Genomic DNA, 18,847 nt, shown 5'->3' on the forward strand with positions numbered 1-18,847 from the left:
GGAATGTTGTTTTGCGCGTCACCGGCCCCCACATACCGGCAGGCAGGCCGATCCCGAGTCGCAGTCATTGAATAGTTCGTCGGGTGGCCTGCTCGAGCGGTCCTGCCCGATTGTTGCCTGCATTCCTCTGCCTTCTGACACTGTTGTCTGACGTCGTGCTAAGCACGAATGCCTTCTTCCATTGATGTGATATTGCCGAGGCCGTCTCCTGATGTTTCCGAAACCCAAGCCCGTCCTGGTTCCCAATACCTACGCCTTCGAATCCGAGCCGATGGTGAAGCCGACGGGCTTCCGCGAATATGACGCGCGCTGGCTGTTCAACAAGGAGATCAATCTGATGGGGGTGCAGGCGCTCGGCATGGGGCTGGGCGCGCTGATCGCCGAACGCGGCGTCAAGCAGGAGATCGTGACCGGGCACGATTTCCGCGGCTACTCCGCCTCGATCAAATACGCCCTGATCTCGGGCCTGATGGCCGCCGGCTGCAAGGTGCATGACATCGGCCTTGCCGTGACGCCGATGGCCTATTTCGCCCAGTTCGACCTCGACGTGCCTTGCGTCGCCATGGTGACCGCCTCGCACAACGACAACGGCTGGACCGGCGTGAAGATGGGGGCCAACCGCCCGCTCACCTTCGGCCCCGAAGAGATGACCCGGCTCAAGGAGATCGTGCTCGAGGCCGCGTTCAAGAATGGCAGCGGCGGCTCCTATCAGTTCCATGAGAATTATCCGGCGCGCTACATCGCCGACCTCACCAGCCGTCCCAAGCTGAAGCGCAGGCTGAAGGTGGTCGCGGCCTGCGGCAACGGCACCGCGGGCGCGTTCGCGCCGCAGGTGCTGGAGGCGATCGGCTGCGAGGTTGTCCCGCTCGACACCGAGCTCGATCACACCTTCCCGAAATACAATCCCAATCCCGAAGACATGGAGATGCTGCACGCCATCCGCGATGCCGTGCTCGCGCACGAGGCCGATGTCGGCCTCGGCTTCGATGGCGACGGCGATCGCTGCGGCGTGGTCGACAATACCGGCGAGGAGATCTTCGCCGACAAGGTCGGCGTGATGCTGGCGCGCGACATGTCGGCGATCCACAAGGACGCGCAGTTCGTCGTCGACGTGAAGTCAACCGGCCTGTTCATGACCGATCCGGTGCTGCAGGCGCAGGGCGCGAAGACCGCCTACTGGAAGACCGGCCATTCCTACATGAAGCGCCGCACCAACGAGCTCGGTGCGCTCGCCGGCTTCGAGAAGTCGGGCCACTTCTTCTTCAACCGCCCGTTCGGGCGAGGCTATGACGACGGTCTGGTCTCGGCGATCGCGATCTGCGAGATGCTCGACCGGGCGCCGGGCAAGTCGATGGCCGACCTGAAGAACGCGCTGCCAAAGACCTGGTCGTCGCCGACCATGTCGCCGCATTGTGGCGACGAGGTCAAATACGGCGTCGCCGACGCTGTCGTGAAGCACTTCCAGGCGCTGCAGCAGCAGGGCGGCAAGGTGGCGGGGCAGAAGATCCGCGATCTCGTCACCGTCAACGGCGTCCGCGTCACCGTCGAGGACGGCAGCTGGGGTCTGGTGCGAGCGTCATCCAACAAGCCCGAGCTCGTGGTGGTGGTCGAAAGCCCGGTGTCCGAGCAGCGCATGCACGACATGTTCGAGGCGGTCAACGAGGTGCTGCGGACGCATCCCGAAGTCGGCGCCTACAACCAGACGATCTGAGGCCGCGTCGATGATGTCGCGCTAGGGCGCTGATCCCATCCTACTCGATGGGATCAAGCGGCCCTCAGGGAGCTCAGGAACTGATCGACCTCGGATTTGAGCCGGGTCGATTGCGAGGTGAGTCCGGTCGCGGACTCCAGCAGGCGCGAGGCGGCGCTGCCGGTCTCGTCGGAGGCACGGGTCACGCTGCCCATGCTTTGGCTGACCAGCCGCGTGCCTTCGGCCGCCTGCTGCACGTTGCCGGAAATTTCTCCGGTGGCGAGGCCCTGCTGCTCGACCGCGGTGGCGATCTCCTTGGAGATGTCGTCGATCTCGGCAATCGTTCCCCCGATCGCCTGGATGGCGGAGACGGCGTCACCCGTTGCGCTCTGGATGCTCTGCACCTGGCTGGAAATTTCCTCGGTGGCCTTCGCGGTCTGGTTGGCGAGTGCCTTGACCTCGCTTGCCACGACGGCAAAGCCCTTGCCGTGCTCGCCGGCGCGCGCCGCCTCAATGGTGGCGTTCAGCGCCAGCAGGTTGGTCTGGCTGGCGATCGTCTGGATCAGCGTCACCACCTCGCCGATCTTCTGAGTGCCGGCAGCCAGGCTCGCGACCACGGTGTTGGTGCGGCGAGCTTCGTCCGCCGCTTTCGCGGCGATCTCCGCCGACCGCGTCACCTGCTGTGAGATACTGTTGATCGACGCAGTCAGCTCTTCCGTTGCGGCAGCGACCGTCTCGACATTGGTCGACGCCTGTTGCGAGGCGCCGGCCGCGGCCGACGTCTGGCGCGAGGACTCCGCGCTGCTCCGGCTCATCGACGAGGACAGGCTCTGCATCTCGTTGGCGGCGACGGCCACCGCCTCGACGATGCCGCCGATCTTGCGCTCGAAGCCTTCCGCAAGCTCGCGACGGGCAAGATCAGCCTGCTGCTTGACGCGTTGCTCGGCCTCGAACCGCTCGGCGGTGGCGCGCGCCTCGGCAGCGATCGCCGATTCGGCTTCCGCGGTCTTGCGCGCGCTGGTTTCGAACAACTGCGTCAGCTTGAGCGCAAGGGCGATGAGAACACCGGCCTCGATCAGCAGGATGACCGCATGCAGCACAACGCGGCCGAAATCAGCGCCGCCCGGGTAGATCGCTGCAGGAAAGACGAAGTTCAGGACCAGATGGTGAAGCGCGACGGCGACGGTGCCGGCCAGGATCGGCCGGTAGTCGCAATATGCGACCAGACAGGCGAGCGCGGCGAAAAAATACATGTGCATGTCGATCTGCCAGGCATGTCCGGACATCTGGTAGACAAGCACAGATACACCGCCCATGACGGCGACCGCGACCGTGAGCTGGGTCGACAAGGTGTCGCCGGCGCTGCGCCAGGAAAGGGTCGCCACCACCGCCATGACGACCATGAGCATGGTCGGCATCAGCCAGTCGCCGCGCGACAGCCCGATGATGAGGGAGAGCGGAACGTGAACCCAGAGTACCGCCAGCAGAAGCTTGCTGGTCGTGTGCCGGAGGGTTGCCAGATCGCTGGTCTCGACGTTCATTTCCGATTCCCCCAAAGAGATCATTTTGCAAGGCAGGCGGAGACCGCCTGCGGATCGATGATGAGCCAGGCTCCGGCCTCGCGCAGCCGCGCCGAGCCGTCGTGTTCGCCGGGACGAACGACCAGCAGCGATGAAATGGTCGTTGTGCGCACGAGCGCGGCGTCAGCCGAGGCCGCAGCGAGCATCGCGTGTTGCGCGCTCCACCAAGGTGGGAAAGCGACGGCCACGATTTCGCTCCCCGCGCGCACTTGGAGTGACAGCGCTGCGACCGCGACAAAGCTCGCGATCAGAAGCGCCGTGGCATTGAGCCACGGGCGCGAAGACGGAGGTATGGTTGCACCGGACGTCATCACATCCAAGAATAGAGGGATGGGAATAACTTCCGGTAAACGTTCGTTAGGGATGACGACTGGAGTTCGGGACGCCGGCGCTGCAACGTCCAAGCGGCCCGGAATGCTCGGCTCAGACCGGCGGCACCGGCAGCGCCGTGACCGACTTGATCTTCTCCATGGCGAAGCGCGAGGTGACGTTCTTCAGGGGCACCGCGCTGATCAGCTTCTTGTAGAAGACATCGTAGCTCTGCATGTCCGCAACGACGACGCGCAGCATGTAGTCGACGTCGCCGGCCATCCGGTAAAACTCCATCACCTCCGGCATCGAGCTGACCGCCTCGGCGAATTTGCGCAGCCAGGCCTCGGAATGGTCGGCACTCTCCACCGACACGAACACGGAGATGCCGAGCCCGATCTTGTTCTGATCGACCAGGGCCACCCGGCGCAGGATCACGCCATCGGCCTCCAGCCGCTGGATGCGCTTCCAGCACGGTGTCGACGACAATCCGACCCGATCGCCGATCTCGGCGACGGAGAGCGATGCGTCCTCCTGCAGGACCATCAGAATCTTGCGGTCAATGGCATCGAGCCGGCGATTGGCCTCGGAGCCTTGGGCGGCGACATCGGTCATGGAGAAACTTGTTCCATAGGAAGGCTATAAAACCCTCATATAGAGAAAATCGTTCCAAGGCAAGGATCGGCCGTTCAGCCCTTTGCGGCCGGGTCTGGCCGTTTCCGCAGAGGGCCGGGCTGGTTTCCTGTTACCGCTCGTCGTTCTCCTTCAGCCAGCGGCCGACCAGATGATGAGCAATGGCGAACGGATGCGGTCCCGCCAAGCCATCCGGATGCTGCCGCAGTAGCATCTGCCGGGCCTCGTCGCGGCTGAACCAGCGCACGTCCTCGAGCTCGGTGCGGTCGATGACGATGTCTTCGTTGAGCGCTCGGGCGCTGCAACCGATCATCAACGACGACGGATAGGGCCAAGGCTGGGTCATGTAATAAGTCACGTCGGTACAGCGAATGCCCGATTCTTCGAACACCTCGCGCCGGACGGCGTCCTCGATCGTCTCAGCCGCCTCGACGAAGCCGGCGAGGCAGGAATACATGCCGGCCGGAAACTGCTTCTGCCGCCCGAGCAGGCACTTGTCGCCCGAGGCGACCAGCGAGATCACGACCGGATCGGTGCGCGGGAAATGCTCCGTCTTGCAGCTCGGGCATTCGCGCTTCCAGCCGCCCTCGCGCATCGCGGTCTTGGCGCCGCAATTTGCGCAGAAGCCGTGGCGCTGATGCCATGATACCAGGGACTTCGCCATCGCGATCGTCGCCAACTGGTCGACCGGGATCGCGCCCTGCATCGCCACCCCGCGCAGCTCGGTGACCGCCACATCGTCGCGCCCGGCGAGCTTCTCGACGGCCGCCGGCGAGATGCCCATGCCGAACACCGCCGCGCCGTCCTGCAGCCCGAGGAAGATCGTTCCCGGATTGGCACCGAACTTCAGCGCCTCGTCGATCGACAGCAGCGCGCGCAGCTTGTCGCCCTCGCGCTTCAGCACCAGCGAATCGCGATGCACGACATAGGCCCGCGTCGACGGCTTGCTCTCGAAGCCGAGCAGCCTCTCGTCATGGAAGCGCAGATGGGCGGCGCGATCGATCGGATGGCCGACGAAGGCCGGCTTGCCCAACGGAAACAAGTCGAATGGCGACATCTCTCACCCTAGCCAGATCTTGCGCCTGATAGCGCTGATGAACTGCTGCACCTCCTGCGCATCGTGGGGCACAGGCGGCGCGGCGCCCCACACCGGTCGCGGCCAGGCCACGTCACTTGTGCGTCGCGCGATGATGTGGACGTGCAACTGCGGCACCATGTTGCCGAGCGCGGCGACGTTGAGCTTGTCGCATTTGGTGATCTCTTTGAGCGCGCGTGACGCCCGCGTGATCTCGGTCATCAGCTGCGCCTGCGCGACCTCGTCGAGATCGATGATCTCGACCGCGCCCTCGCGCCGCGGCACCAGCAGCAGCCAAGGATAGTTCGCGTCCTTGATCACCAGCACGCGGGACAGCGGCAGGTCGCCAATGTCGATCGTATCCTTCGCAAGTTGCGGATGCAGCGACCAGGATGATTCGGGCATGCGGCGGTTCCTGGCGGATGGTCAGGTGGGGAGCTCGCGGGCACCTAAAGCCTTTCCGAGCTGCGGCACAAGCCCGCGGGGCGGTAGACTAGGCCGGCGAAGCTCGCGCTTGCTTTCCGGACCATTTGGCCCCAAATAGGCAGCGGGAGATTGGCGGTGGACGAGCCACTCGCCAACCGGGTCAGGTCCGGAAGGAAGCAGCCCTAACGAGGTCCGGATCGGGTCGCTCGTCAGTCTCCTACCTGTTTTCTCGAGCGAATCGCGCAAAGATGGCGGGGACCCCGCGCAGGGCGGGCGCTCGACCGCGCTCCGGCTGATTGCGTCGACGATCGCGATCGATGCCGGCCTGGAATGCTCACTTGCGGATCGCTCGATGACCGACGCTGGCGCCCCACCTGTTCCGCCTGACAGCGCCGACGCTCCCGCCAAGCCCTACCGGGTGCTGGCGCGCAAATACCGCCCCTCCAGCTTCGCAGATCTGATCGGCCAGGAGGCCGTGGTGCGCACCGTCTCGAACGCGTTCGAGACCGGCCGGATTCCGCAGGCCTGGATTCTGACCGGCGTCCGCGGCGTCGGCAAGACGACCACCGCCCGCATTCTCGCCCGCGCATTGAATTACGAGCTGCCGGACGGCTCGGTGAAGGGGCCGACCATCCATATGCCGGTGCTCGGCACCCATTGCCAGGCGATCATGGAAAGCCGGCACATGGACATCCTCGAGATGGACGCGGCGTCCCACACCGGCGTCGATGACGTCCGCCAGATCAATGACAGCGTCCGCTATGCGCCGGCCAGCGCGCGCTACAAGGTCTACATCATCGACGAAGTCCACATGCTGTCGACAGCGGCGTTCAACGCCTTCCTGAAGACCTTGGAGGAGCCGCCGGAGCACGCCAAGTTCGTGTTTGCGACCACCGAGATCCGCAAAGTGCCGGTGACGGTGCTGTCGCGCTGCCAGCGCTTCGATCTGCGCCGCGTCGAGGCCGGCGTGCTGATGAAGCATCTTTCGGGCATCGCGACCAAGGAAGGCGTGACGATCGAGCCCGAGGCGCTCGGCATCATCGCGCGCGCCGCCGAAGGCTCGGTGCGCGATTCGTTGTCGCTGCTCGATCAGGCGATCGCGCACAGCGCCGGCGAAGTCCGCGCCGACGATGTCCGTCAGATGCTGGGCCTCGCCGACCGCACCCGCGTGATCGACCTGTTCCACCATCTCGCCAGCGGCGACATCGCCGCCGCCTTCAAGGAATTCCGCGAGCAATATGACGTCGGCGCCGACCCCGTGGTCGTGCTGTCGGATCTGGCCGAGTTCGTGAACTTCGTCACCCGGGTGAAGGTCGTGCCGGCCACGGCCGACAACGTCGCCTTCAGCGAGACCGAGCGGCTGCGCGCGCGCGACTTCGCCACCAAGCTGTCGATGCGGGTGCTGTCGCGGATGTGGCAGATGCTGCTCAAGGGCATCGCCGAGACCCAAGGTGCGACGCGCCCGGCCGCCGCCGCGGAAATGGTGCTGGTACGGATTGCCTACGCGGCCGATCTGCCGACGCCCGACGAAGCCATTCGGATGATCGACCAGAACGGCGGCGGATCTCCCGTTGTCACGAACGGCGGCGGAGCGCGTGCTGCGCCGGCATCCACCATGAGCGCGGGAACGCCGCCTGTGATGACGTCGGCGCCGATGCAGGCGCCGCGCGCGCAAGGCCCGACGCTCGCCGCGGTCGGCGGTTCGATGCGCCCGCAGGCGATGTCGTCACAGCCGGCGCCGGCAACACACGACCAGCCCGCGCTACGCATCGCGAGCTTTCAGGAACTCGTCGCGCTGGCCGGCAAGAATCGTGACCTGATCACCAAGAGCGCGCTGGAGATGGACGTGCGGCTGGTCCGCTTCGAGGAGGGACGGCTGGAGATCGCGCTGGAACGGACGGCGCAGCGCTCGCTTGTCTCGGACCTCGGCCGCAAGCTGGAAGACTGGACCGGCCGGCGCTGGACGGTGATCGTTTCCAACGAGCCGGGTCAGGCGACCTTGCGCGAGCAGAATCTGCGCGCCAAGAGCGAGCGAGAGGCGGCGGCGGAGGCCGATCCGCGCGTACAGGAGATCCTGGCGCGGTTCCCGGGCACCAAGGTGGTCGAAGTGCGCCGGCTCGCCCCCGAGCCGCCCGAATCGGACGCCAGTGCTGTCGAGCCGCCCGACGAGTCCGACGATGATGATTTCTAGAGCATGATCCGGAAAAGTGGAAACCGGTTTTCCTCGCGACAAACGCCAGAGGCGTTTGCGCGGAGATCATGCTCAACAAGGTGGCTGATGATGAGGTGCTCCGATGGCTGACTTTCTCGGCATGATGAAACAGGCGGCGCAGCTGCAGACGAAGATGCAGGAGATGCAGGAGGAACTCGGCAACGTCGAGGTCGAGGGCATCTCGGGCGGCGGTCTGGTTGCCGTGCGCATGACCGCCAAGATGGACGTGAAGAGCATCAAGATCGATCCGTCGCTGCTCAAGCCGGAGGAGGCCGAGATCCTGGAGGACCTGCTGGTGACCGCGCATGGCGATGCACGGCGCAAGGCGGAAGCCGCGATGCAGGAGAAGATGCAGGCCATCACCGGCAAGCTCGGCCTGCCGCCCGGCTTCGGTTTTGGTTAGTTGACCTGATGACATTCGTGAACTGATGGCCGTCGCTGGTCCTGAGATCGAACGCCTGATCCAGCTGCTCGCGCGCCTGCCCGGCCTCGGGCCGCGTTCGGCGCGGCGCGCCGCCCTGCATCTGATCAAGAAGCGCGAGGCGCTGATGGTGCCGCTTGCCTCGGCGCTGCAGGTCGCGATCGATCGCATCCAGGTCTGCAAGACCTGCGGCAACATCGATACGCAGAATCCCTGCACGGTGTGCACCGATCCGCGGCGCGATCCCGCGATGATCGTCGTCGTCGCCGATGTCGCCGACCTCTGGGCGCTGGAGCGCGCCAAGGCCTCGAACGGCCGCTATCACGTGCTCGGCGGCACCTTGTCGCCGCTCGACGGAGTCGGTCCGCAGGATCTCACCATCGACGCGCTGGTGCAGCGCGCGCATGCGCCGGAGGTGCAGGAGATCATCCTCGCTCTGAACGCGACGGTCGACGGCCAGACGACGGCGCACTACATCACCGACCTCCTGCAGGAGGCGAACGTCAAGGTCACGCGGCTGGCGCATGGCGTGCCGGTCGGCGGCGAGCTCGACTATCTCGACGAAGGCACGCTCTCGGCCGCGATGCGGCAGCGGACCTTGTTCTAAGCACAGACGGAAGTGAATTGATGACGAAACGCGGATTCGGCAAACGGCTGGCTTTGGGCGCGATTCTGGCGGCACTCTCGGCGCCGTCGGTGCTGGCGCAGCAAAGCGAGGCACCGCAGAAGGCGGGGCGTCCGCTCAATGCCGGTGACGTGCTGTCGGGCGAGCTGACGGCGCTGAAGCTGAAAGGCGCCAAATCGGGCCAGCCCTCCGCCGCCTATCAGATCACCAGCGAGCCGCGCCGCCTGCCGCCGCCGAGCGGGCTGTGCAATCTCGAGACCGGACCGGAGACGTTCCAGCTCGTCACCGCGAACACGGCGCAGGCCTCGCAGCTCAAGGGCCTGCTCGGCAAGCAGATCGCGGTCAAGGTCGACGAGATCGCCTGCGCCCAGGATGCGGGGCAGATGAGCGAGGCGGTCGTGACCAAGTGGAGCTTGGTGAAGCGGTGACACTTGGGACGCTGCGAGCGCCGCCTCCTGACTTCTGCAGTCATCGCCCGGCTCGACCGGGCGATCCAGTACGCCGCGGCCCTCGGTTGATAGCTGACGTCTCTGGAATACTGGGTCATCCGCCTTCGCGAGTGACGACAGTTGACGGTGAGGCGGCAGCTACAACTTCACCGGCCCCAAATCATCGAAATGCCCACGCCGTTGCAGCCAAGCGAGCAGCACGAGGCTCGGGATCGCGACGAGCACGCAGATGACGAAGAATGCAGGCCAGCCGGTCGCTTTCGCCACATAGCCCGCGCCCGATGACAGATAGGTTCGTCCAACCGCGGCGAGCGCGGTGAGCAGCGCATATTGGGTCGCGGTGTGCAGCGGGTTCTGGCACAGCGCAGAGAGATAGGCGACAAAGATCACGGTGCCGATCGCGCTGGTGAGGTTCTCCGCAGAGATCGCCAGCGCCAGCGCCCACTGATTGACGCCGACGATGGCGAGCCATGAGAACGACAGGTTGGCCAGCGCCTGCACGATGCCGCCGATCCACAGGCTGATGGCGAGCGAATAGCGCCGCGCGACGAAACCGCCGGCAAAGCCGCCGGCGAGCGTGGCGGCGAGGCCGACGCCTTTCACGATCGCGGCGTAGTCGACCTTGCTGAAGCCGAGATCGATCACGAACGGCGCGGTCATCGTGCCGGAGAAGGCGTCGGTGAACTTGAACAGCACGACGAAGGCGAGCGCCGTGAGCGCATCACGTCGGCCGAGGAACTCGACGAAGGCCCCGGCAGCCGCATGCATCACGCGGGTGAGCGCGGTGTCCGCCCCCATCGCGGCCTCCGCCTGCTGCGACTGGGCCGGCTCGGTCGCCGCGAGGGCCGTGATCGTGCCGATCAGCACCAGTCCGGCCATCGCAACATAGCCCCACATCCAGGACGACGGACGCGTCAGCCCCGAGTTCTCGAATGCACTGACCACCACCAGTGCGCCGGCGGTCGAGACCAGCATGCCGATGCGGTAGGCGGCGACATACGCCGCCATGCCCGCGGCCTGCTCACTCTCCGGCAGGCTCTCGACGCGGAAGGCGTCGACCACGATGTCCTGGGTCGCCGACATCGCGGCGACCAGCAGCGCGGCCAGCGCCACCATGAACGGCGCGTGCGCCGGATCGGTCAACGCCAGCAGCAGGATGGCGGCGATCAGCAGCAGTTGCGCGAACACCAGCCAGCCGCGTCGCCGCCCGAAGGCGCGCGTCAGCAGCGGCACGTGCAGCGCGTCGACCAGCGGCGCCCAGAGGAATTTCAGCGTGTAGGGCGTGCCGACGAGCGCGAATAGCCCGATGGTCCCGAGGTCGACGCCGAGCTCGCGCATCCAGATCTGCAAGGTCGAGCCGGACAGCGCCAGCGGCAGCCCCGACGAAAATCCGAGGAACAGCACCACGAGCACGCGCGGCTGCAGATAGACGGCCATGCTCTCGCGCCAGGTGGGGGCTCTTGGCGCAGCCTCGGGCTTTGCGCCGGTCGCGGTGATGTCGGAAGAAGCCTCAGGTACGGTCATGGATGGGTGGTAGCAGATTGGCGCAAGAAACGCTCCCCATCTCAGCTGTCATCGTCCGCGAGCCGGACGATGACAGTCTTGGCAAAATTCAAGCTGCGACAGGGGCAGCTGCCCAATCACTCGCCCGCCTGCACGCGTCCCGCCAGCGGAAACAAATCCGGCGCGGTGCCCGTAGCCGGCGCGATGCGTGGCGACTCCACCGGCGTGTCCTGTTTGCTGAAGTCGAGCTCCTCGATGCGGGCGGCGCGCTTCTCGATCTTGTCGGCCGAGATGAGGATCTGGCGGATGTCCTCGCCGACATCGCCGAAATGCTTCTGCAGCTTGAGCACGCGCTCGCGCAGGCGGCCGAGATCGTCCCCGAGATGGATCACCTCGTTGCGGATCTGGTCGGCGGCGTCGCGGATGCGTGCGTCCTTCATGATCTGCTGCATGACCTGGATCGCGAGCATCAGCAGCGACGGCGACACCAGCACGACGCGCGCGCGATACGCTTTCTGGATGACGTCGTCGAAGCCATCATGGATCTCGGCATAGACCGATTCCGACGGCACGAACATCAGCGCGGTGTCCTGCGTCTCGCCGACCACCAGATATTTCTCCGCGATGTCGTTGACGTGACGCAGCACGTCGGTACGCAGGCGCTGTGCGGCGGTGCGCTTCTCCTCGTCCGTCTCCGCATCATGCAGCGCGGTCACGGCTTCCAACGGAAACTTGGCGTCGATGCACAGCGGTCGCGCGTCGGGCAGGAACACGACGCAGTCCGGCCGCTTGCCGCTGGCGAGCGTGTACTGGAACGCGTAGCTGCCCTTCGGCAGTCCGTCCTGCACGATCGCCTCCATCCGCGCCTGGCCGAACGCGCCGCGCGACTGCTTGTTGGCGAGGACGTCGCGCAGGGTCGTGACCTGGGTCGTCAGCTCGCTGAGATCACGGTGGGCATTGTCGATGATGCCGAGCCGCTCGTGCAGCACGCGCAGACTATCCATGGTGTGGCGCGTACTCTGCTCCATCGACTGTCCGACGCGATGAGTCACCGCATCGAGCCGCTCGTTGACGCTGCGGGCAAGATCAACCTGCCGGCCGGCGAGCAGCTGCGCCATCGCGTCGACCCGGCCGGAGGCCTCGCTCTGGACGCGGATCATCTCGCTGAACCGATGTTCGATCTCATCGCTGCGCATCGCCTGCTGGGCCGCGAGCTCGGCGCCGCGCCGGCCGGAACGCACCACGGCCGCCACGATCATCACGAGCAGCAGCACCACCAGCACGCCAAATCCGATCAGCGCATCGCTGGCGCGGACCGGAAGGTCGCCGATCATGATGACGACAGGATTGAGGGACTGGCTGGCGGCGGTCATCACGCCCGTCTATCCGATTCGCACAAGCTCGCGAACGAAGAGAGAACATTTATGGTTAAGGCCAGGTTAAGAATCATGGTTAACGAGGCGTTGAAATTCATGGTTAGCGAAGTCTTAACCGCGCACCCTCACATTGACCGCGCCGGTTCCGCGGCTTAAATCGCGCGCCATGTCCCTAAGAGAAATCATCATCCTGCCGGACCGGCAGTTGCGGCTGGTGTCCAAGCCGGTCGAGAAGGTCACGCCGGAGATCCGGCAGCTGGTCGACGACATGTTTCAGACCATGTACGACGCGCCGGGCATCGGGCTCGCAGCGATTCAGGTCGCGCAGCCGCTGCGCGTCATCACCATGGATCTGGCCAAGCCCGACGCGAACGGCGAAGGCAAGCGCGAGCCGCGCGTCTTCATCAATCCGGAGATCGTTGCCAAGTCGGACGAGCTGTCGGTCTACGAGGAAGGCTGCCTGTCGATCCCCGAATATTACGAGGAGGTCGAGCGGCCGGCGCGGGTGCGCGTGCGCTTCACCGATCTCGACGGGCTGGTTCGCGAGGAGGATGCCGAGGGGCTCTACGCCACCTGCATCCAGCACGAGATCGACCATCTCAACGGCGTGCTGTTCATCGACTATCTGTCGAAGCTCAAGCGCGACCGCGTGATGAAGAAGTTCGCCAAGGCCGCCAAGCGCGCCAGCGAGTAACGATCAACTCTCTCCTCCGTCATGCCCGGGCTTGACCCGGGCATCTACGTCGCGCCGCGCGTTACAGGCAGCTCGACGTGGATGACCGGGACAAGCCCGGCCATGACGCGGAGGATTCGGCAATGCAGGATCTTCCACCAGATGCCGCTTCGCCTGATCTTCATGGGCACGCCGGATTTCGCCGTGCCGACCCTGCTCGAACTCGCCGGCCACGGCCACGAGATCGCGGCGGTCTATACGCGCGCGCCCAAACCCGGCGGCCGCCGCGGCCTGGCGCTGGTGCCGACGCCGATCGAGACCGAGGCGCGCCGGCTCGGCATTCCCGTGCTCACGCCGAAGACGCTGAAGACCGAGGACGCGCTGGCTGCGTTCCGCGCCCATGAGGCCGATGCCGCCGTTGTCGTCGCCTATGGCATGATCCTGCCGCAGGCGATTCTCGATGCACCGAAACTCGGCTGCTACAACCTCCACGCCTCGTTGCTGCCACGCTGGCGCGGCGCCGCGCCGATCAACCGTGCCATCATGGCAGGGGACGCTGAAAGCGGCGTGATGGTCATGAAGATGGATGTCGGTCTCGACACCGGCGACGTCGCGATGGCCGAGCGTCTGCCCATCACTGACGCGATGACGGCGTCCGATCTGCACGATCGCCTCTCGCGGATCGGTGCCGACCTGATGGTGCGCGCGATGGCGGCGCTGGAGCGCGGCGGGCTGACGTTGACGAAGCAGGCCGAGGAGGGCGTCACCTACGCCGCCAAGATCGAGAAGGCGGAGGCGCGGATCGATTGGACGAAGCCGGCGCATGCGGTGCTGCGGCACATCCACGGCCTGTCGCCATTTCCCGGCGCCTGGAGCGAGGTCACGCTCGATGGCGAGGCGGTGCGTTTGAAGTTCCTGCGCTGCGCGCTCGCCAGCGGCGCGGGCGAGCCGGGCGCCGTGCTCGACGAGCAGCTCACCATCGCCTGCGCCGACGGCGCGATCCGCATCACCGAGCTGCAGCGCGCCGGCAAGGGCCCGATGAAGGCCGCGGATTTCCTGCGCGGCACCCCATTGAATCGCGGTGCTCGTTTTTCGTAACGCTGTCATACCCCGCGAAAGCGGGGTATCCAGTACGCCGAGACGTGCATTGTCGCGCCGAGACGTCGGCGAATACTGGATCGTCCGCCTGCGCGGGCGATGACGGCAGCAATAGACCGAATGCCCCGCTACAAGCTCACCATCGAATATGACGGCGCGCCGTTCTGCGGCTGGCAGCTGCAGGAGACCTTGCCGTCGGTGCAGGGCGCGCTCGAAGCGGCGGTGCAGGCGACCTGCGGCGTGCCCACGCGTGTGCACGGCTCAGGCCGCACCGACGCCGGCGTCCACGCTACCGGCCAGGTTGCGCATTGCGACATCGCCAAGGAGTTCCGCCCGGACAAGCTGCGCGACGCGCTCAACGCGCATCTGCGGCCGAACCCGGTCGCGGTGCTCGCCGCCGAGATCATGCCCGACACCTTCGAAGCGCGGTTCTCCGCGCGCAGGCGGCACTACCGTTACCGGATCGTCAATCGCCGCTCCAACCTCGCGCTGGAGGTCGGCCGCGTCTGGCGGGTGCCGCAGCGGCTCGATTCCGATGCAATGCATGCAGCCGCGCAGCGGCTGATCGGCAAGCACGACTTCACGACGTTCCGCGATACCGAATGCCAGGCGAAATCGCCGGAGAAGACGCTGGATCAGCTCGACGTCGTGAGGGACGGCGATGCGATCACCATCCTCACCTCCGCCCGCTCCTATCTGCATAGCCAGGTCCGCTCGATGGTCGGCTCACTGGTGTGGGTCGGGCAGGGTCGCTGGACCGCCGATGATCTCGCCGCCGCGCTCGCCGCGCGCAACCGCGCCGCCTGCGGCGTCGTCGCGCCGCCGGAAGGGCTTTACCTCGTGAAGGTCGACTACTAATTGCGGCCGCTCCACTCGATATCGCTGCCGCGGAGACGTCCTGGATTCCTTCGCTGCGTTCGCAATGATGCGCAGAGAGGGGGTCACGCGAAGTAGCGATCGAGAATGCCGCGATAGATCTTCGTCAGGGTGGCGATGTCGGCGACCGAGGCGCGCTCGTCGATCTGGTGCATGGTCTGGCCGACCAGGCCGAACTCGATCACCGGGCAGTAGCTCGAAATGAAACGCGCGTCCGAGGTGCCGCCGGTGGTCGACAGCTCCGGCTTTCGCCCCGTCACGCTCTCGATCGCGGCGACGGCGAGCTCGGTGAACGGTCCGGGCTTGGTCAGGAACACGTTGGAGTTCGACGGCAGCCAGTCGATGTAGGCGCGGATGCGGTTGCCACAAGCCTTGGCGAGCCGCTCTTCGACCAGCGCGCGCAGCGTCTCCTGCGTATGGCAGTCATTGTAGCGGATGTTGAATTTCGCCCGCGCCAGCCCGGGAATGACGTTGCTGGCGGTGTTGCCGACATCGACGGTGGTGAATTCGAGATTCGACGGCTGGAACTGCGCGCTGCCATGATCGAGCGGCTCGTCCGACAGTGCGACGATCAGGCGCGAGATGTCCGGCACCGGGTTGGAGGCGCGGTGCGGGTAGGCGACGTGGCCCTGCTTGCCCTCGACGATCAAGGTACCGGACTGCGAGCCGCGGCGGCCGATCTTGATGCAGTCGCCCATGACCTCTTGATTGGACGGCTCGCCGAGCACGCAATGGTCGAACCGCTCGCCGCGCTCGGCCGCCCACTGCAACAGCTTGATGGTGCCGTTGATCGAGACGTCCTCCTCGTCGCCGGTGATCAGGAACGAGATCGAGCCCTTCGGCTGTCCGCTGTGATCGCGCAGATAGTCGAGCGCAGCCGCGACGCTGCAGGCGATGCCGCCCTTCATGTCAACGGCGCCACGGCCATAGATGTAGCCGTCCTTCACCTCGCCCGAGAACGCCGGCAGGCTCCACGCCGCTTCATCACCGGGCGGCACCACATCGGTGTGACCGGCGAAGGTGATGTGCGGCCCCTCGGTGCCGATGCGGGCATAGAGGTTGTCGATGTCGGCCGTGCCTGCTTCGGAGAACGTCACGCGATGCGTCGTGAAGCCCGCGTCTTTCAGCAGGGCCTCGAGCACGCCGAGCGCGCCGGCATCGGCCGGGGTGACGGAGGGGCAGCGGATCAGGTCGCGGGTGATGGCGAGGGCATCGGTCATGCCTTTCGCTTAACATGCTATTTTGCCGGCGGGCTAGTGCTGCCGATTGCCGCTTCCCCTCGCGGCGGGCTCGCAACGTGCGGGGTGAACTCCAGCTCCTTGTGCTGGTTCCAGGCGGGCGCGGGCGGTCTTGGCTGGCCGGAGCGTTCGCTGGATCGGACCTTCGGCAACGGGTTGGGCCCGAAGCGATTGGTCCAGGGATCGCCGGCAAGGCAGTACAATTCGATGAAGGCCCACAGCGAGAGCAGCGCACCAGCGCCGCCCACGATCGCTGGAATGACCGTCCCGGGAATCCGCTCCGCGTACTGGTTGACCAGCCCGGGCACGACGAAGAACGGAACCGTCCACCAGCCGCTTCTGTCGCGGTCATGCAGCCGCTTGATGGCGCCTGCGGCAAACACCCAGACGAACACGGGGGTGAGGATGACGTGGAAGGTGGCGGGGACGATATCGGCGCGGGTCAAGCCGCGAAAGGTGTCCGGGTCGAGGACCGCGAAGATGTCGGTCAGATTGAAGCTGAAGGCCGTCGGGCCGCCCAGCAGCCTGCTCGCGCCCGCCACCAGCGCGGCGGCAAAGACCATCCAGCAGAGCACCACCAGCAACGACAGCCAGAGCTTGGCGCGGTTGATCCGGCCGTGGAAGCGAAACAGAAACCAGGTCCAGTCCATGGACGTCCTCCGGACCGATGGCTTGGCCGGCCCGGAGATTCGTTGCCGCGGCCGCAGCCGCGGTTCAATCAGTCGCGCAACAGCTCGTTGATCGAGGTCTTGGAGCGGGTGCGCTCGTCGACGCGCTTGACGATGACGGCGCAGGCGGTGGAGGGGCCGATCTGGCCGTTCTTCATCGGCTTGCCCGGCAGCGCGCCCGGCACCACGACGGCATATTCCGGCACCTCGCCGACGAAAACCTCGCCCGTCTCGCGGTCGACGATCTTGGTCGACGCGCCCAGGAAAACGCCCATCGACAGCACCGCCCCCTTGCGTACGACCACGCCCTCGGCAACCTCCGAGCGCGCGCCGATGAAGCAGTCATCCTCGATGATCACGGGGCCGGCCTGCAGCGGCTCAAGCACGCCGCCGATGCCGACGCCGCCGGAGATGTGCACGCGCTTGCCGATCTGGGCGCAGGAGCCGACCGTCGACCAGGTGTCGACCATGGTCGCCTCGTCGACATAGGCGCCGAGATTGACGAAGGACGGCATCAGCACGACGTTCCTGGCGATGAAGGCCGAGCGGCGCACGATCGCGCCGGGCACGGCGCGGAAGCCGGCGTCGCGAAAGCGGTTCTCGCCCCAGCCCTCGAACTTCGACGGCACCTTGTCCCACCACGACGCCTGGCCGGGGCCGCCGGGGATCACGCTCATGTCGTTGAGGCGGAACGACAGCAGCACGGCCTTCTTGAGCCACTGGTTGACGCTCCACTTGCCGTCCGATCCGCGCTCGGCGACCCGGGCCTCGCCCTTGTCGAGCAGCTCCAGCGCGCTCTCCACGGCGTCGCGGATCTCGCCCTTGGTCGTGGTCGAGACGCCATCACGGGCATCGAAGGCGCTGTTGATGGTGGATTCCAGGGCGGACAGTGACATCGGTCGATCCTCGCTTGGTCCCTGGGCAGAAAGCCGGGGACGGCCGTGTACGAGCATGGTGGGCAGGGCGGCTTTTTCGGGATTTGGACCCGGAGAGTCAAGGACGCATCGGTGGCGGGGGCCGTCCGCGCGGGAGGTGCGGCTTATCATGCTCCGTCATTCCGGGATGGTCCGAAGGACCAGGCCCGGAATCTCGAGATTCCGGGTTCGATGCTTCGCATCGCCCCGGAATGACAGCTCAATGCGTGGCGGGCTTCACCCCACCAGCCGCTGCAAGAACCCGGTCAGATCGTCCGTGACATGATCGACATGCGGATCATCGCGCCCCGCCAGCTCCCAGTCCTCGCGCACCACCTTCTTGGTGCCGTCGGGCACGACCAGCACGGTCGTCATGCCGAGGTCGTGCGGGACGACGAGATTGCGGGCGAGATCCTCGAACATCGTGGCCCTGGCAGGATCGACGTCATGGAGCTTGAGGAATTTGTCGTAGGTCTCGCGCGCCGGCTTCGGCGTCAACTCGGCGGCGATGATGTCGAATACGCCGTGGAAATGCGCGGCAATGCCGAGCCGCGCCAGCACCGCGTCGACGTGGTCGACCGAGCCGTTGGTCAGGATCAGCTTGCGCCCAGGCAGCTTCTCGATCGCCGCGCCCATCGCCGGGTTCGGCTCCAGCGGCGAGTGGTCGATCTTGTGCACGTAGGCGAGGAAGTCGTCGGCGTGCACGCCATGCTCGGTCATCATGCCGCGCATCGTGGTGCCGTAGCGGCGGTAGTAGTCCTTCTGGATGCGCCGCGCCTCGTCCGCATCGACCTCGAGCCAGTTGGAGACAAACTCGCCGATCCTGGCATCGACCTGCTGCCACAGGTTGACGTGATGCGGATACAGCGTGTTGTCGAGATCGAACACCCAGGTGTCGACGTGGTCGAAGCTGCGGGGGGATTTTGTCATGTGGGCGTCGGTCCATCCTGCCTTCGGTCATCATGCCCGGCTAAGGCGGCATATTCCGCTGTCGTCCCGGCGAACGCCGGCAACTGTTATGTTGATGGAGTGATCGCATAAGGTTTTCGGTCGCGCATCATGGCATTCAGGATGGTTAGAA

19 protein-coding genes and 1 other RNA gene are annotated in these 18,847 nt (G+C 65.9%); 9 read left to right on the forward strand and 11 right to left on the reverse strand.

Annotated elements, in window-relative coordinates:
* Positions 1 to 211 precede the first annotated feature (211 nt).
* Positions 212 to 1,711 (forward strand): phosphomannomutase/phosphoglucomutase, encoded by a 1,500-nt coding sequence (locus ACQR03_RS28725; RefSeq protein ID WP_315825862.1) that lies wholly within the window; start codon positions 212 to 214, stop codon positions 1,709 to 1,711.
* Between the two features lie 53 nt (positions 1,712 to 1,764).
* On the opposite strand, the gene ACQR03_RS28730 is transcribed toward ACQR03_RS28725, so the two are convergent.
* The 5 genes from ACQR03_RS28730 to ACQR03_RS28750 form a co-directional block, all read right to left on the reverse strand.
* Complete coding sequence (locus ACQR03_RS28730) at positions 1,765 to 3,231, reverse strand: methyl-accepting chemotaxis protein (protein ID WP_316167266.1); 1,467 nt, start codon at positions 3,229 to 3,231, stop codon at positions 1,765 to 1,767.
* A 20-nt stretch (positions 3,232 to 3,251) separates the two neighbouring features.
* On the reverse strand, positions 3,252 to 3,581 hold the full coding sequence (locus tag ACQR03_RS28735; protein ID WP_316169643.1) for a hypothetical protein: 330 nt from the start codon (positions 3,579 to 3,581) through the stop codon (positions 3,252 to 3,254).
* Between the two features lie 112 nt (positions 3,582 to 3,693).
* Positions 3,694 to 4,194, reverse strand: coding sequence for an Lrp/AsnC family transcriptional regulator (locus ACQR03_RS28740; RefSeq protein WP_315715344.1), 501 nt, complete (start codon positions 4,192 to 4,194; stop codon positions 3,694 to 3,696).
* Positions 4,195 to 4,324: 130 nt separating this feature from the next.
* Positions 4,325 to 5,269, reverse strand: a complete 945-nt coding sequence (gene nudC, locus ACQR03_RS28745) for an NAD(+) diphosphatase (RefSeq protein WP_315752214.1) — start codon at positions 5,267 to 5,269, stop codon at positions 4,325 to 4,327.
* Between the two features lie 3 nt (positions 5,270 to 5,272).
* Positions 5,273 to 5,692 (reverse strand): HIT family protein, encoded by a 420-nt coding sequence (locus ACQR03_RS28750; RefSeq protein WP_316201554.1) that lies wholly within the window; start codon positions 5,690 to 5,692, stop codon positions 5,273 to 5,275.
* A gap of 145 nt (positions 5,693 to 5,837) precedes the next feature.
* On the opposite strand from ACQR03_RS28750, the gene ffs reads away from it, so the two are divergent.
* The 5 genes from ffs to ACQR03_RS28775 all read left to right on the forward strand — a co-directional run bounded on the left by ffs (position 5,838) and on the right by ACQR03_RS28775 (position 9,399).
* An RNA gene (gene ffs / locus ACQR03_RS28755) (signal recognition particle sRNA small type) lies at positions 5,838 to 5,934 on the forward strand.
* A 131-nt stretch (positions 5,935 to 6,065) separates the two neighbouring features.
* Entirely contained in the window at positions 6,066 to 7,904 is a 1,839-nt protein-coding gene (locus ACQR03_RS28760; RefSeq protein WP_434842091.1) for a DNA polymerase III subunit gamma/tau, read from the forward strand.
* Between the two features lie 103 nt (positions 7,905 to 8,007).
* Positions 8,008 to 8,328, forward strand: coding sequence for a YbaB/EbfC family nucleoid-associated protein (locus ACQR03_RS28765; protein ID WP_315715348.1), 321 nt, complete (start codon positions 8,008 to 8,010; stop codon positions 8,326 to 8,328).
* A 25-nt stretch (positions 8,329 to 8,353) separates the two neighbouring features.
* A complete protein-coding gene (gene recR, locus ACQR03_RS28770; protein WP_315715349.1) occupies positions 8,354 to 8,953 on the forward strand; it encodes a recombination mediator RecR in 600 nt (199 codons plus the stop codon).
* A gap of 20 nt (positions 8,954 to 8,973) precedes the next feature.
* Positions 8,974 to 9,399, forward strand: a complete 426-nt coding sequence (locus ACQR03_RS28775) for a hypothetical protein (RefSeq protein ID WP_315715350.1) — start codon at positions 8,974 to 8,976, stop codon at positions 9,397 to 9,399.
* A 159-nt stretch (positions 9,400 to 9,558) separates the two neighbouring features.
* Here the strand turns inward: ACQR03_RS28775 and ACQR03_RS28780 are convergent, their stop codons facing one another.
* Positions 9,559 to 10,944: an AmpG family muropeptide MFS transporter gene (locus tag ACQR03_RS28780; protein WP_315752211.1), complete on the reverse strand. Its 1,386-nt coding sequence runs from the start codon at positions 10,942 to 10,944 to the stop codon at positions 9,559 to 9,561.
* Between the two features lie 116 nt (positions 10,945 to 11,060).
* A complete protein-coding gene (locus tag ACQR03_RS28785; RefSeq protein WP_315752210.1) occupies positions 11,061 to 12,296 on the reverse strand; it encodes a DNA recombination protein RmuC in 1,236 nt (411 codons plus the stop codon).
* A gap of 169 nt (positions 12,297 to 12,465) precedes the next feature.
* Here ACQR03_RS28785 and def point away from each other — a divergent pair, with 169 nt between their 5' ends.
* The 3 genes from def to truA all read left to right on the forward strand — a co-directional run bounded on the left by def (position 12,466) and on the right by truA (position 14,928).
* Positions 12,466 to 12,993, forward strand: a complete 528-nt coding sequence (gene def / locus ACQR03_RS28790) for a peptide deformylase (RefSeq protein ID WP_315715353.1) — start codon at positions 12,466 to 12,468, stop codon at positions 12,991 to 12,993.
* Between the two features lie 141 nt (positions 12,994 to 13,134).
* The gene (gene fmt / locus ACQR03_RS28795; protein WP_315752209.1) at positions 13,135 to 14,070 is read left to right on the forward strand and encodes a methionyl-tRNA formyltransferase; all 936 of its coding nucleotides are present in this window, start codon (positions 13,135 to 13,137) and stop codon (positions 14,068 to 14,070) included.
* Between the two features lie 120 nt (positions 14,071 to 14,190).
* A complete protein-coding gene (gene truA / locus ACQR03_RS28800) occupies positions 14,191 to 14,928 on the forward strand; it encodes a tRNA pseudouridine(38-40) synthase TruA (protein WP_315752208.1) in 738 nt (245 codons plus the stop codon).
* 83 nt (positions 14,929 to 15,011) lie between these two features.
* Here truA and dapE read toward each other — a convergent pair whose 3' ends face one another.
* The 4 genes from dapE to ACQR03_RS28820 form a co-directional block, all read right to left on the reverse strand.
* Positions 15,012 to 16,166 (reverse strand): succinyl-diaminopimelate desuccinylase, encoded by a 1,155-nt coding sequence (dapE, locus tag ACQR03_RS28805; RefSeq protein ID WP_434842092.1) that lies wholly within the window; start codon positions 16,164 to 16,166, stop codon positions 15,012 to 15,014.
* A 17-nt stretch (positions 16,167 to 16,183) separates the two neighbouring features.
* Positions 16,184 to 16,834: a DUF805 domain-containing protein gene (locus tag ACQR03_RS28810; RefSeq protein WP_315825869.1), complete on the reverse strand. Its 651-nt coding sequence runs from the start codon at positions 16,832 to 16,834 to the stop codon at positions 16,184 to 16,186.
* A gap of 68 nt (positions 16,835 to 16,902) precedes the next feature.
* On the reverse strand, positions 16,903 to 17,748 hold the full coding sequence (gene dapD / locus ACQR03_RS28815) for a 2,3,4,5-tetrahydropyridine-2,6-dicarboxylate N-succinyltransferase (protein WP_434842093.1): 846 nt from the start codon (positions 17,746 to 17,748) through the stop codon (positions 16,903 to 16,905).
* 255 nt (positions 17,749 to 18,003) lie between these two features.
* A complete protein-coding gene (locus ACQR03_RS28820) occupies positions 18,004 to 18,696 on the reverse strand; it encodes a pyrimidine 5'-nucleotidase (RefSeq protein ID WP_434842094.1) in 693 nt (230 codons plus the stop codon).
* Positions 18,697 to 18,847 lie beyond the last annotated feature (151 nt).

The sequence above is a fragment of the Bradyrhizobium sp. HKCCYLS3070 genome, assembly GCF_051167575.1.
In the GTDB taxonomy this organism is placed as follows: Bacteria; Pseudomonadota; Alphaproteobacteria; order Rhizobiales; family Xanthobacteraceae; genus Bradyrhizobium.